Origin of the sequence: Candidatus Hartigia pinicola, assembly GCA_020541205.1 — a bacterium.
In the GTDB taxonomy this organism is placed as follows: domain Bacteria; phylum Pseudomonadota; class Gammaproteobacteria; order Enterobacterales; family Enterobacteriaceae; genus Hartigia; species Hartigia pinicola.
Window position 1 is genome coordinate 1,763,233 of the sequence record CP048208.1, and the last position, 18,012, is coordinate 1,781,244.

Here is an 18,012-nt window from a genome sequence, read left to right on the forward strand (position 1 = left end):
AAAGTTCATTAAAATAAATTTTTAATATATCACGCTCAATATTAATCTTATTACAAAAGTTATTTAATATAGAACATAATATCGTTTCCTGTAAGAATACATAGTGGCTACTTATTATACGATAACATGACTTTCGTATACTTTGTATTATTAATGGTAAAACAAAGATAACAATTATAGCATTCTTCTACTACATTAAAAACTCTATAGTACAGTCTATTAATTTTTTAAAATTAATGCATAATGCATTTCATAAAATTTTAAAATTCAGTAATTTAAGACATCTAAAAAAATTATTAATATTTTAAGAAAGATTATTTAAAGTATATTTAAAATATAAAACTAATAATATTTTATCATAGATACAACTACGCTCTTTCAATCATTGAAAAAGTATTTTTATATTTTAATTATATAGTCAAAAACTTTCCAAGAACTAAAGTTTTCATTATTAATTTAAATAATTTTCAAACACTTTAAAATATTTTAAAAAATGTCTAAATTATTAAGAAATTAAATAAAATAAAAATCATTAATGAAAATGAAAATATCACACTTACTTAATTTATTATTTATTTAATTAAATCTATATAAATACTATTACATTTAAAATTAACTAACATTTTATTTTTAATAATATTATTATATCAAGTTTTATGAATTAATGTAATAATACTAATATAAACAAAAATTTATAATATTACTATTAAGTTACATGTATTTATTAGTGATTTATTGAAATTTACTGAATGTATTTTTATTTAAAAAATTTTATCATAAATCACAAGATTATGTTTTATTTTATATAAATATCAAAACTTATATTGAAGTAAATACTATTTAATTTAAAGTTATATTTTAAAAGGTAATAATAATTATATAAATATAATAATTAACTATATCTTTTGTGCCATTAAAATCATATTAAAGAGATTTATATGAATATTAAATTTATTAACAAAAATCCTATTATTTTATTTTAAGTACTGCTTTAATAAAAAATAATATATAAATTATAATAAAAATAAATAAAAGTTATTAATATAAAAATAGTATAGTTTATATTAAATTATTTTAAATCAATAATTTATTAATTAAAAATTAAAATGATATTATCAGATATATTGTGTTAATAATTATATAAAAAATGTTTTATATCTATATAATACAATAAAATGATTGATGTATATATTACAATCAATATTACTTATATTTCTATTATTTTTATATAGGAAAATATTACATAACAAATAATTAAGTATAGTATTAAAAAAAATACTAATATATAGTAAAATAAAAATATCAATACTAGAATTCTGTTTAATGTTCATCACTTTATTTCCGATAATAATAAAGACAATTACTATCATTCTTTAATTTTAGAGGATAAAATATAGTAATAAATCACTACTAATATTAATTACAATTTTAATAAAATACAATATAATTCTACTCTTTTACAAATTTCAATGATTATAGTACTAAACTACAACCTTGAATACTTATCACTATTATAAATTTTATTAAAAAATTTAATACAAAATGCTATCTGATACTAATATTACAAAAGAAAAATTCCTGTTTAGTAAGAGAATGGTTCTCGACATCATAATAGTAAAAAATATCAACTAAGCTTGCTTAATTAGTGCAGGGAGTAACTATTAGTCAATTTCGAAACGAGATTTCAATCTATATTATCCTTTTTAGATTTAGAGAATATCATCAGTACTATAAATTATGTACCAATCTATTTTTTTTAAATTAGAACAAAAACTCATTTCTACAGTCACGAAAAATTATATTAAATGTTAAGCATATATACAACTCGTTATTATCTACTGCATTCATACTATAACAACAATAGAAAATTAAAAAACGCTTTATTATATTAAATATTTATAAATTAATTACTTAGATTTACCTTGATTTTCCACTGCTTCTTTTTGTGCTATAATTCGATCTTGATTACCAAGGTAATAATTCTTGACTGGCCTTAGAATTTCATCGAATTCATAAATCAATGGTACTGCTGTTGGGATATTTAGATTTACAATTTCTATTTCACTCATATTATCTAAATATTTTACCAATGCACGCAAAGAATTACCATGGGCAACAATAATAATTGTTTCACCCAACGTAAGACGCGGTTTAATTTTTTGTTCAAAGTAAGGGATTACACGATCAATAGTCGTTTCTAAACTTTCAGAAACAGGCAACTCGTTAGTTAATAATTTTGCATAACGAAGATCGTGACCTGGAAAACGTTTATCTTCTTTTGTCAGTTCTGGTGGTGTAATTGCAAAACTGCGACGCCATAATTTTACTTGTTCCTCACCATATTTTTTTGCTGTTTCGGATTTATTAAGACCTTGCAAGGCACCATAGTGACGTTCGTTGAACTTCCAATGTTTTTCAACAGATAACCATTGTTGATCTACTTGATCAAGTATATGCCATAAAGTATGAATAGCACGTTTCAAAACTGAAGTATATGCAAAATCGAAGATAAAATCTTCTGCCTTCAAAAGTTTTCCTGCACTTATTGCCTCTTTACGTCCCTTCCTTGACAATGCAACATCAGTCCAACCAGTAAAACGATTTTCTTTATTCCATACACTTTCACCGTGTCTTACCAAGACTAACTTAGTTATAACCATAGCTTAAATTCCTATTTAGAGTATTCGAATGAATATACATTATTTATAACTAACATTATAGGGTGATTAAATCTTAGCGCTAGTGACTTATGATTTTTTTTACTTAAACCCAATTAAATTATTACTAAACTTAAAATTTATTAATAAATAATGGTCTATAAAGTCATACATATCTCATGAATAGTATTTCATATAACATCTTTATTGAAATAGAGAAAATATAACAGATAAATGAGATTTCACCTGTAATGCAACAATACAAAAGTTATATTTTAATCAGTATACAAGCTATTTTATATAGTGTTAGTTAATATTACGCAGAGCATTCATGCATATCAGTACGTAATAATAATGAAATAAATAATAAAAAGTAGTAATCACTATAATATTAACTGAATAACACCTGTAGATAACCAAAAAATAAAACTTTCAGTAAAATAGATTTTTTTAAAATAAAGACAAAAACTTAATTAAAATATACTGTTTTAAAATAGCACTACCTGATAATAGTCACTAGAATTAAATAAGATAAGGACTAATATAAACAATCCTCTATGCAAGATAATTACTCTGTTGTTATCATCGATGAACATTTAATAAACGGGGTGACAATAACCTCAGTATCTTATTATAACATAGCGGTCAAACTGACTATCCAGAGAATAGATGATTATTTTAGTCTCAACCGAAAATACGTAATCATTTACTGATATTCTACTCAGATCTAACATCACGTTCTAGAAAGACGAATGCTAATATAAGAAAAACTAGTTAAGTAAAATGTCAATAAAGCCTGCAGTACTTATAACTATAAACCATCACTATTAAACATCGTATTTATGAAAATTCAAATATTAAAATTATATCTAAAAATAAGAACACAAACAATTAATATAATATAAAATAATATTTTCAGTATAAATAAGAAAAAAATAAAATTAAAATTTTAATCTAATAAAAATTAAAAAAATTTATAAAATATTATAAATTTTATAATAACGATTTTATATAAAATGATGAGATTAATTTTTACTACAGTAAAAACATACTAATAAATACTATTAAAATTTTTATTTGAATCACATATTCATTATATAAATAAATTATCGTAATATTACTCGATAAATTATTTTATATTTCTAAAAATATTCAATATTAAATTTTTAGTAAATTATAGACTTATATTAAAATTAATTTATTAAATATATTTTAGTATATAAATGATCAATATAACATTAAAAGAACTATTATTTTTCATAAAAATAACATAACTATCATTAGTAATGATGAAGTAATATTATATAAATTTACAATAATTTTCATATTACTATTTATGTGTTTGTAGAAATGGATAATGTTACTATACATAACCACTGAACTTTTATCGTATCAGTAAATATAATTTTATAAAATTTAAAAAAATAGATATTAACAACATATTTTAAGTCATACAGACAACCTATTACAAGCTAAAATAGTATCTTCAACAAGAAGAGAATCAATATCAGATTAATAAACTAAGAATATACATTTAAATACATCTCACATTTCTTTCATATTCAGAAATATTTTCCTTCAGAAATATTTTCCTGTAATTACATATATAGTCGATGACTTAATTTTTTTAAATTATATTATAAAGATTAAATATAATGTATTTCCATATCTTAATATTTTACCCAGAATATGATATACATTCACTTTGTAGATATTTCACTTATATAAAAATTATCTACTAATGTTTTTCACAAAAGAATAATATGTAATTTCATATTATTAATATTGTATAGATAAATTCTAAATATCTACTTTACCTTAATGTTTTATTTTATATCAAATATGTTCTTTGTATCATTATTTTTACAAGTCGGGTATTTTTGATTCATTCCAAACATATTTATGAATCAGTATAATTGTCTTAACGCTCTGATCAGGAACTAATACAGAGCCTTTTAGGCAATTAAGTTTAAATTTTTTTCTTCAGTGAATTAAAATAAATTTCTAAAAAATTCTGTCGTATAGTTTAAAATACTAATATACAGTACTATTAGTGAGTAATCATGAGAAGCATATTAAAGATGATAAGTTCATCATAGTACAATATGTTAAAATATTTTAGACTAGTATTGATAATCATCATATTATTACTGATATAATACATACAATAATTATATTTAAAAATTCTGAATAAATTTCAGAGTTCATTATTCAAAACCAATAAAACCTGTAATATATATGCGATAAATCTAACTCTCATAACTCTTCAATAGTTTGACGATAACACGTATGTCTCGGTCATACCATTAATTCATATGACTTTTTAAAAGAATAAAACACTCTTATAATTCGATGATGTTAAATCACTATATACACATGTATCACATGATGCATAAAATAATCACCTACAAGTAGATCAAATAATAAACGAGCTGAAATTATACCAACTATTCTCTATGTAAACACAGAATTTAACTCACATAAAAAATCCAGAAAAATACTGTTTTTCTAAAATTATTTATTAAACGACTACCTAAAAATTATATCGAAATATGATAATTACTATTATACATCATAGGACAAATAAAATTATTAAAAACTATCTTCTAGTGTATAATGACATCGCGTCATGTCTTTTAAGACTTTAACTTCTATTAATAATACAGTAGCTTCAACTATTAAATAGCCACCTAGTTTAATCTTAAGTATTAATTTTGTGAACGAAATACCACTCAATATTCTAGCAAGCACTATTTTATAGAGCATAATAGTGTAAAATATTAATTACTTCATCTTCCATTCAATACAAAATTAACAAAACTGCCTTTCACTGAAGTTAGATTACATTAGCATGAGGAGTAGTTATAACTTATCTACCCATAGCATCGCAGACATTTAAAAGTACTATTAATACACACTTTATCTGATATGTATATAGTACATCAATCAATGCAAAGTGATAGAAATACACTTGTTTTAATGCTGCAGGAAAGTCTTTATACCAAAAACTATACTTGCTATTCTCTTTATCCGTATTTGTTTTCTATAAGTATCCATGCCACAACAAAATAGATACACAATTAAATTAGGTATTTTCTTTTGTACGCTTATTAAGCAATAAGTATATCAATAAAACAAGAATTTACAGAAATATCTCACATACTCACGAAATCTAAAATTACTTTATCTAACACATCAGAAGTAAAACAATTTCTTATTTTTCACACACTGATTTAAATACTGTGTTCAATGAGTCCTCAGTTTCTCCTAAAGACACGAGTCAATGTTCACGCCTTGTTCTCAAATTAAGCGTAAGATATAAATATCTCAACATACTTTTTTCGTAAAGCGAACAATATCAAAAATTATAGTTAATTAATATTTTGAATTACAACTGAACTATTATACGCAAAAAAAGGCGTTTTAAGTTATTTGAAAAGATTTCTAAATATTTATATATTAAATATGAGCTCAGAATAATAAAAAATCATGTCATATTGCTCACGATTTAGCAAATTTTTATTTTAGTTTATTTAACTTCTTAAGTAATATTGTATATAACATTTTTTAGTGTTAGTGACTGAAGTTACTCTAATATTTTTCATAAAACGTATGCACTGATTTCTTAAACTTAATACAAGTTAGTTTCACTATATACTATTATAATTAAAAAGATGTAAAATTTTATTTTACTAAAATCTATTAATTGTTAATATCATAAAAGCGAATTAACATGTAAGTAATCTATACACAAACTTAAACACATTTTAGAATTGAAATTAATAATATAATGAAAATATCTATTAACACAAATATAAAATTATATTTTTTAACAACCATTATTAATGTATATTTTTTTAACCTCATGCTGGATTATTTAATAAAGACTAACTTAACAAAATCTAACCACTAGATTGTAAAGAAAAAATTATATAAAATGACTGTTGAATTTTTTCTTTTCTAATATTAGAAATAAAAAAGAGATCATAATTAAACTTAATATTATATATGCGGAAGCTCATAAATAAATTTTAAAAATCAATGTTCTTAGTAGCTTGTTAACATTCAAATAATTAAAAAATTATTTTTATATTTTTAGTACAGATATAAAGAATCGTGTTGGACGATATTAGTATTGATACCCATGAATTATTACTAATACAAATCATGCATTTATATATTTATTCTCAATAGTTTATAGTTTCATCTAAAATTCTGCGATAATACTAAAGAATTTATTTTGTGTAATCATGAATACAACTTATAGAATACTTTATACAGTTTTTATTACTGAAATATATTTACTGTCCTTGTTTAACTTGTAGTATGCCTGCTGCATACTAAAATATTTAATATAATCAGTATTTTTCTGTAGACCCTATCTTTTGATTTAGCTAAGATTATTTGAGTTTAATAATATTCTAATAATCTTCTAAAAGAAACATATCTAAATACTACTTACGTTATAAATATAAAATATACTCATTAAAATCGTAAATAAAAAGTTCATAACCTTAATATGCATGATATGCGGTAAATTTAATGATCTAATCAGCTTAATGAATACCCATATTAATAATAAGATTACTATTACACTGACTACTGAATATGAACTACTTTTGTTATTTCTCTAGTAATTCAATGCTTATACTATATTTTTTGCGAATAAAACTTACATTAATCAATAACACGCTGTTTCTCTATGATTATTCGTATTTATTATTTTGATATGCTAACTAGCTTCCCTACTGAATCGAAGCTAAGTTCATTTCACAGGTATTTATATTCATTGGACGATTAATAGCATATATATAAAAATACACTTTTACAAAATGCACAAGATTTTAAAGATTTTCTAAATTTCTAAAGACTATTCTACTTCATTAAAGTGAAGTAAGGATTTTTTTGTAAAACATGTTATCCTTACAATCATCAATAAATGCATATTATCTATTAATAATATATCACAGTGATTTTTTATTATGCAAGAATAACTTTTAAATAAACTATTGATTTTACTTGTTAGACATGTCTTACGAAGTTTTTTGTTGTAAGGAAAAATTTATTATTACCAACTTGGTTGTTGTAATTCATCGTTTATATAAATTATTAGTGGTATTATCTATTTTGTTAACGTTGTAATAGTCCGCTTTAAAACTCTACTTTTAATGACGTGAAAATAACGTTTGTCAATATTTTTTTATTATTAGACATAATTCATCATTATCTATCTTGGCTTTAATGTTATAATGAGAATGTTTTTAAGAAAAATCGTCAAAATAAGACGTGTAGATTACTATCAATTCTGATATTTTTAATTTTTTAAAAATTTATTAATTGTTTTTTTAATAGTAAAAAAATAATATACCAAGTTAAATACTGGAAAATATTTTTATTATTTTTTTACTTTCCTACGTTTTTAATTTCAAAAATTAAAATAAATATACATGCTATATAACATACTAAATTTTTGAACTTTATAACTTTAATATATACATAATATATGTTATAAAGGAAAGTAATTTTTATATACTCCACAACCATTATACAGTAATTTTATTTATGACATTATTTAGTATCAACTACTATTGCAAATAGTCAACCTTTAATTGGTACTACGATGCATCATATAATTCTAAAAATCTTTTTACCCATATTATCGCCTTATTAAAAATTATATTCTTATTTGTAACACTTTACTGATTAATAATAAATGCAATATTAAGGGATCATGATTATTATTAACTCTAATCACATAATTAAAACCATTGTAATACTAATATTAATAAAAGTAACTCTGTTACTAATCATTTCTTCTGATAAAATTTGTATTAGCATATACACTAATCTTAACACACACATCACTAAGAACGTTTTCTACTAAAAATTTCTCTTGAAATAAGAAAATAGTATACAAAAAATTATACATATCAATTTTAGAAAAAATTCTGTGTTATTTACTACTCAAATAAAAGTTTGATTTATTAAAATGTTTTTAATTAATATTATTTCTGTAAGAATTTATCATTGCAATAATAATATAAAGAATCATTAGCTCTACAACAAGAATTTTAATAAACACTAAAAAGTAAAAATAAAAAGCTAATAAAAGGTAACCCACTAAAAGTTACAACCTTTATAAAAGAATATATATATCTTAAAGATCTTCGATAATCTTGCCTTTTATTTAGTTGATAAAATGCACCTAAATTTCTGCAATGATTATGTCAGTTTAGAAAAATAAGTGTTCATCATGCGAAAATTTACGCATCGTTTATTGCATAAACATAAGATTATATTGATCATAATTTAAAGAATTAACTTAATTAATCATCATCTAGATTATGATATCATTTTTTTCTTTCGTTTTATTTGTTTATTCTAAATAAACAGTTCTCTTCGTAATAACTAAGTACATAGACAGTTATAAAATTACTAATACTTTATTAGAGTTATTATTACTATACTGTGAAAATACTTAGCCTTTTCCTATGTCGCTAAATTACTAGTCACACTATATGTATACAATAGCACTCATCAACTAGTGACGTTTATTCTATATTAACAAATGTTGTGCATTACTATATTATAAAATATTTTCAAGAGAATTTAAGTAATGTTACATATTAAAACATTTTTTATAATAAATAAACCCAGTATTATCTAGAGAAAAATAATTTTCCAAAGTCAGCTTTTCGTAAGGATTAACATCTTTTTAAGGTTACACTAAATGCCATGTTATAGTAATTTTTTCTCTTGTACGCAGTTACTTAAAATTCTACTAAACACACTAAACATCATAGTAGGTCTTCCTAAGTATCTTACAGTTATTTATTGATAATTTAATATTAACTATTAATAATCTAAATGACTTTTTCTTAATACGAAAATATTATAAACAAACTCATCCTGCATTATTCAAAAAAAGTATAGATTTATATAAACCAACACAGTTTAAAAGTAAAGTATGCTATTATAATACTCTGATTAATACTATCATAACAATTTAATTTAAAGTAAAAGTGCTTTTGCATATACAAAATTGACAAAATCACGCTGCTATATTCTCTTAACGTGCAATTTGTTATTATATGTATTTTTTGTAATATATTAAAATGATTCTAACAATCAGTAGAAACGTATAAAAGTAGCTTGTGTTTTGACAGCGGCATAAGATAGATTTAAAGTCCTCATACTTCAATGTATTATATTAATAATAATTTTTAGTTTTTTATAAACTTTTTAAAATTACGAAAAGCTATAAGTGTGTTAAAAATTCTTTACTATTTCAGACGAAATAGTAACTAAAGACAGAAAGGATATGTAAACCTTTTAGCACACTCCAATAGTAATTTTAGCAATATAATGATAATGAAGATTATTAATTTAACAATTTTCTTTTAAAAATCAAAAATTTACTTAGTAAATACCAAGATTGTACAATTTTTAATTACATCTAAAATGCAATTTTTAAAGCTGAATTTCTAAATTAATCGTGCTGATTCAAAGTTATTAATCCAAAAAACACCCAATTATAAAAATTTCACTATTTTAATGTCTAACCTCTTAACTTTTTATTTAATAAATTACAATGAACTAATAATAGTTTATCTATGTAGTTATCTGAATTAACATTAATATATTTGAATTTTCATTTTTCAGTAGTTTGAAGGTATTGTTAACGACTAATTTAAATATAATAAATAACTATTCTATTAATTTAGTTAATTCTTTTCACTTCAGTATATGATTAATAAATTGGATAATCATTCATCTAATTGTAATAGTAAATGTTTAAATAAATTTAAACGGTTCTATTTATAATATACTCATTTTAAACTCATAAGTTCACATACGTTTACTGTCAATGAATATACAATAAAGCATTATAGAAAAAGTGCATAATAAAAATTATAATAAAACTTTGTCTACATTGATAAAATTTTACTAGCTTTCACAGAAAAAAATGCTATGTACTGTAGTATTGAGTAACATACTAGCGAATTCATCATAATTTATTAAAATAGTATTTTATTTTTATTAGTTATTCTATCTAAGAATAAAAATAACTCTCTTTTATTAATTAAAAAATATTAAATAATTTCAATCATCTATTGAATTTATCAAATATTAACTTTTTGGAAATTAACAAGTTATTTGATTATAAAAAATCTCACTAAATAATTAATACTCTTCATATTGCATATAAATAACGGTCATAACACAATCGATAAATATTTGCAAGTTTAGTAGGTTAAACTTTATTTCAGAGAAATGATTATATGTAATAAGTACTTTTTTACTGAACATACTTACTAATCTTCTTAAAATATTTTACAGTGAAAAGCTCATAGTAGGATAAAGCAGGTGTATATAAATTAATAATAAATACTATTAAATCAGATTGAAAGATATAATACAAACGTAAGATATCGTCTTAAATTATTTTGAGTTATTTATAATTTTATCTATAATAAAATAATTTTTTAATACTAGAAACCATATAAAAAATGCACCATATTATCAGTAATCAAAAAATATTACTTTAACTACTAACTATGTTCTATTTTAAATATAGTGATTTTTACTTAGAGTAGTTATGATATATAATATTCCATTAGTAATGTTTTATGTAATTAAAATAATACTACAATTAATCATTTTGTACTATTTAAAAATAAAAATAAGGCACATCATAATACTCAGAAAATCATTGATGTTATTTTACAACAAAATAGTTCACTTTTTTCACCTTTAAGTAGTTACATAAAATTTAACAATTTATTTCTTGTCTAGTAAAATCTATTTAAAGAAATCTATGAATAAATTTTTGTTAATTATTTCAAATATTATTGAAATAGATCGCACTAGATAAACTACTGCATATTCTAAAATCTGTCTTATCAAAAAATCACAACCCCTCCTCAGATCACTAAACGTTTGAAGTTAAGAGTTGTTAACTAAAAAAGATCGTTTCAGTACCCTTAAGCTACTAGAAAATCTTTCTATTTATTATTTATAAATATCAAACTTCTCTTACAGTTATTAATAAAATAAAAAATTTCATGCTTACTACTGCAGTATACTTTGAAGTTTAAAATTTTACATGTGTACTGGTTATAATAGTATTTATAAGAAAATAGATAATGATAAATTTTCTAGTAATGTCAAACCACATAAACCGTTTTATTTTAAAATTACAAAGAAAATAATTTATACAGTAAGGTTTTTAAAATTAATATTTAAAAAATAATAGCGCTAAAAAATCAATATTAATTTTTAGTGAAGTAATTTTATTATAATAAAATAAATTTTGCAGAGAAAATAAATAAGTTTTAGAAACAACACATTCAACATAACCTCTAGATGAACTTTTAATTTAGTATAAAAATCATACAATTAACGCATAACCTAAACTTAAAAAATACGCAATATAAATACATCTGTCTGCGACTTTTATAATACTAAAATACACATATAGTATGTAGAACTTTATCCTAAATAGACTACTATCTTACAGATAATAAGTGTAATGCATTATGAACCATATAAACATGACTTGTCTAACTGATCATAAGGAGCTCTAAAATATAATTTTTAAGTTACCCGCAACTACTAAGTGTGAATAGCTAAAAAACTAAATAAAAAAGTTTGCATATACAATAAACAAAAAAAATGTGTAGATACGTAGTTTCTGTAGTGTTTAACTAAATATTAAATTATAGTAATATTTTACTTATTTTTAAAAAATTAATTAATATTGATACCGTAAAGATAAATTAAAATAAGCATTATCATAAAGGGTAATTACATAAGATATACTATCAAAAATCTTTATTGACAAATACAAAATACAAGATATTAGTACTAAATAAACTGAAGACAACAGGAAAGTAAGTTTATATCTCAGTAGATAATATCATAGGATATACTTAAAATTCATCCTATTATTACCCACACTCACTAACTGAAAGAACTGTCGTATAAATCCTTAAATCAAAAAATTTTTAGGTAACTTCTACAGTGATAGAATTGTTAATATCTATACCAATTACTATACTTTTGATATCGATTGCGCAAATAAAATAATATTCATATATAGATGAGGCACTTATTAAAACCTAAAAACTACATTAAAAATTAATCGCATGAAAATTCCTAAATTATATCAAACGTTTTATCGTGTTAGATAAGCAATCTAAAATGACTATGTAAAAAATCAATAACAATTAATAAAATAAAACCCCAGATATTACTTAATAATCTAAATCAATAGGTAATTAAAATAAAACCGTTAACATTAATAAAAAATTTTTAGGTAAAACTATTCACTATTTCTTAAAGACTGTTAGAAATTAACTGATATCAGTGATAATTACTGACTCAGTATTCATAATGATATGATCATGTAGTAATGTTTATCATTTACACCATAAATTAAAAAAATTCGACCATTTCCTATACAGTTATAAAAACTACAACAAAGAAATCTTTACAAATGAATGATCATTTTCTACACAAACAATATCAATCCAGATTATAAAATCTATTATCATGTGTTCAAAAAAACTATTAAAACGAATACAAAATGATATTCTCAGGAAGCTTCTATTTTGAAATATAGCATTTAATTTAATTAATTAAACCTTTTCTAAATACTAAAGCACTCTATATTGCTTTTTAAATTTTAAAATATTAATATAGAGTGTTTTGATTAGAAAATGACTCGGAAGAAAGTTTTATATACAACTGATATTGAGAGGATATATTAGTGCACAACTGAATATACATAAGTTTTTTTGTAACGCATATATCTTATCTATAAAAAATACCACTTCAATTTTAATAAAATATTTTTAACTCATATCACTACTGCGGAGTTATAATTTTTTGCAAAAATATATAACAATCATAAAATTTAAAAAATTTTTAATAAACTTTAAAAACTAAATTTTATAGATTCATTAGGTTTTTAAAAAACATAAATGAAAGTGCTTATCAAAAAAACTGAATACAACTAATAATTTTAAAATTAAATTTTCACCTCCATTCATTATATATAATTTCATATGTATTCATAATTTAAAATAACAATATTCAATCTTAAAGATATATTTTATTTTTTTAATATCATGATAATCTTACAAAAAGATCAATGTATTATATCTTGCACTTGAAGATTCTTAAGTAATTTAATAACAAGAAATTACATAATGATTTTACTCTCGTTTCATTTTTGTAAAAAACACTAATTGAATTTATAAATATAACTTCACACTGTTGTTAACAGCTAAATATTACAAATGTAATAACCACACTCTTCATAAGAGTGAAATTAATTTTTCTTAACATACAAGAAAGAGCATTATTATAGTTAGTGTTAAATCACTTTGTTGTTTCTGTTTCTAATGCAAAATTATCTTATTACTTTAGTAAACATTCTCTATTATTAATAAAGTATTGCAATTAATTCAGATATCTTTAATTATTAAGATCAATGTTATATTGACCTAACAATAAACGCCTATCAGTATTTAGTTATATAAAAACTTCTTAGAAAGAACAATTTAACACCATTATCTTTTTATCACCTCAGTAAAAAGAAAACAAATCACATTTTGTCCCTAAAAAAACGTCATCATCAATATCACATTTTTACAATATTATTACCTACTTTACATTCTATTTTCACAATGATTTCTAAAAAAATCAGTCTATAATTTATATAATAAATATTGACTGATTAAAATATTTAGTCGCCTAGACATTTACACATCTATACTCAACAGGTACTGTATAAAGTATAAGCTCAAATTAGTCATTATCACTGCGCAGGTTTTTCATGATTGAATTAAAACATTTAAAAACATTGAATGCACTTAGCCAACATGGTTCATTAGCAGCGGCAGCGCCACACTTGTACCAGACTCAATCAGCCTTATCTCATCAGTTTAGTGACTTAGAACATCGTTTAGGTTTTAAGCTTTTTGTACGTAATAGTCAACCACTACGATTTACAGAACAAGGAGAAATTTTATTACATCTAGCCAAACAAATCCTACCAATAGTCAAAGATGCAATTCGAATCTGCAACGAACCAAGTGTATCAGCACTACGTATTGCTATTGAATGCCATAGCTGTATTCAGTGGCTGACACCAGCCTTAAAAAAATTTAAAGAACAGTGGCCAAAAGTATCTTTTGATTTTAAATCAGGAGTGATTTTTGAACCACAACCTGAATTACTTTCGCGTGAACTTGATATTGTAATAACATCAGATATCTTAGTAGATCAAAAAATTCATTATGCGCCCTTATTTGATTATGAAGTGAAATTGATTGTCGCCTATGATCATCCACTCGCAAAAAACTTGATTATCAAACCAGATGATCTTTCTAATGAAACATTATTAATTTATCCAGTACACCGTCAGCGTTTTGATGTATGGCGTCATTTTCTTAATCCAGCGGGGGTATCGCCTAATGTTAAAACGGTTGATAATACATTATTATTAATCCAGATGGTTACTGCAAAAATGGGTGTTGCTGCATTACCTCATTGGGTAGTTGATTCATTTGAAACACAACGTTTGATTATAACTAAAACGTTAGGAAACGGATTATGGAGTCGCTTGTACGCAGCATGCCGAGATGGAGAACAGCATCAACCCACCATTAAACATTTCACACAAACAACTACGAATCATGCTGTAAATAATTTATCATATGTCAAACCAACGCAAAAATATCCAACGTCTATACACCAAGAAATATATAAAAATTCAACTTAAATCAATATTTACACTTATTTAATCAAAAATTATTACTAGATAGAAAATTTATCAAGAATTTTATTGGGACTATTATGTTATTTATAATAGAAAAGGTTATGCATTCACTTTAATCACACAATAATTCTAGAAACAAAACTGATATAAAATATATAGAAAACTTTATTCTCATAAAATAAACTATTGCATATTTATATTTAATAGTTTATATGTATTTTAGAATCAATCAAACTAATAAAAGTTCTTCGTATCGTTCTAGTATCGATCCATAAAATCTTGCAAAATATTATTGAAGATAATTGCATCAAAGTGTTTACAAGTAAGTTTTAAATAAAACAGATCTCCACTAACTCAATATATATCATTTTATTTAAACACTTATTAAGATTATTACATGTAATAAGAGTCGACTCAATAATTAAAAGTCACTAGCTAAAAAATAACTAATTTATAATTATTTATTCTAAAGAAGATAATAAATTTACGTTCAATGCAATATAGAAAGTACAGTGAAAACGAAGCATTATAATATAGCACAATACTGATATTCATAATAATAAGATAAATAAACAAAATAATTAGTATCTTTCTTCTCGCATGTGAAATATCAATAATTTTTCTGAAAATTTGTGACGACACAACAAAAATAAATAAGCTGGATTCTATATGCGTATATATTAAGACAAATCAGTTAAGCATTTATGCTACCCAGCAAATATATCTTTAATATACTTTTAATCCATTTAATATTTCCTACAAAATAACAAAACAAGATATGCTAAATCTATAAACTAATAGAGATATTAAAATACTTTTAATATTACCCAATATTTCAAAATCTATTTTTTAACAAAAATAGTACACGCTACACAATATAATGTTTGCGTATAGCGTTAATGAAAATATAGAGTTCATTATATGTTTCTATCTTCACGATTTATAGAATACATGCTATTAATTTCAATTAATTTACAATTTTACTATCAGAAAAACTGTTTTCTACAGATACAATTAACGTAATAAATTCGCTGAATAAATCAGTGCCTAGGCTTTCCAAGAGAAAAAATGGCAGGGTCAATAATTCAGTACTCGTATGAATATATATTTACTCAATAGATAGAGCGTCAAAGAAATAATATAAATTAATATAATTTATGCAATGAATTATCACTACACTCTATAAATTTATACTTTTAATTACTTTTTTTACCTAATATAAATATCTCATTTAAAATATAAAATAAAAGAACATGCTTCATTTAGTACCATTATTATAGATGCTCAGGTCAACGTTACTCAACTCATTCACTAACTGAATTATAAAGAAAGAGTATAATAAACAATTACACTTTAATCACTTTTGATAATGACTAACTATATAATGTTAAGTCATCATAATACAACTCATTAAGTCAATACTGAGATTTTTATTACTATCATTATTGTTATATGTTGTGTTTAAATTCTATTTTATCACTCAAAACTATCTAATGTCGCTTTTTTTAATAAATTCTCAAAAATCATAAATCACACAGTGAATACTTAATTAAATCAATATAATATAACTTAAAACAATAGATATAATAACCCATACAGTTTATTTAGTAACTATAAAATTATGAGAGGAGAAAGTTAAAACTCAGCATGCCACTGTACTAAACTTCTAACAACCTATAAAAATTTTAAATATTATAAAATATTTTTACTACTGCATTTGTTCACAAGCCATGAATAGACTCAAAGCTATATAGTAATATCTAAGAAAGAATGCTGTATTTGATTCTTTAAAAATTTGAAAAGTCCTTGTTAGAGAAAGAGATAAGTCTCATTTCAAATTTATTTCATAAACTAACTAACTATATCTAAAAATATGCTAAAAACTCTAATATTATTTTTCTTAATTACTAATTCTACAAGCATCCAGAATAAACATAAAATACATATAATAAAAGTAAAAATTTTTCATAATTAAAATAATAAATTACAACAAATATTCAAAACTACCCCATACAATTACCATGATAAAAGACTATGTACAAGAAAGAATGGAATTGTCATAGTTTTTCAGTTTTATAAAATTACCTGCATACGTTAACAACGTCTTAAATGTTAAATTATTAAATATATTTTACAATTAATTATTAATTAAAATATTAATAAATTTTGAAGAATGTTTTCATAAAAAAATACTGAATATCTTCTCATATTAAACAAAAACTATCGATAAGATGAATTTCATATAAATTTTTAATCTCTAAGAAAATATTTCTTCTTTATTTCTTATTAATTTTAATTTATTTATATGATATAAATAAATTAACAAACATTGAAAATTAATTGATGATTTAATCAAAATACCATGTATTTCCATCTAGATTGTATTTTTAAGAAAAATTACTAATATTATTAATACATCTAAAAAAGATGTACAAAACAATAAAAAAGTAGACAATAATATTGTCATTAAGAGTAGATAGTATTAAAAATATAAATAAACACCACTTAAAATAATTTAACGAAACACAATAGAATCATAAGATCATAAGAGACTATTATATGCTTGAT

The 18,012-nt window shown here is 22.4% G+C and carries 2 protein-coding genes; one reads left to right on the forward strand and one right to left on the reverse strand.

Annotation, left to right across the window (positions count from 1 at the left end; all coding sequences use genetic code 11):
• Nucleotides 1-1,907: 1,907 nt before the first annotated feature.
• On the reverse strand, nt 1,908-2,660 hold the full coding sequence (gene gpmA / locus GFV14_RS03275; RefSeq protein WP_457914240.1) for a 2,3-diphosphoglycerate-dependent phosphoglycerate mutase: 753 nt from the start codon (nt 2,658-2,660) through the stop codon (nt 1,908-1,910).
• An 11,839-nt stretch (nt 2,661-14,499) separates the two neighbouring features.
• Here gpmA and metR point away from each other — a divergent pair.
• On the forward strand, nt 14,500-15,447 hold the full coding sequence (gene metR, locus GFV14_RS03280; protein WP_457914241.1) for an HTH-type transcriptional regulator MetR: 948 nt from the start codon (nt 14,500-14,502) through the stop codon (nt 15,445-15,447).
• Nucleotides 15,448-18,012 lie beyond the last annotated feature (2,565 nt).

Coding starts and splice junctions, on each gene's coding strand:
- gpmA (WP_457914240.1), bottom strand. CDS start 2,660: ATGGTTATAACTAAGTTAGTCTTGGTAAGACACGGTGAAAGTGTATGG.
- metR (WP_457914241.1), top strand. CDS start 14,500: ATGATTGAATTAAAACATTTAAAAACATTGAATGCACTTAGCCAACAT.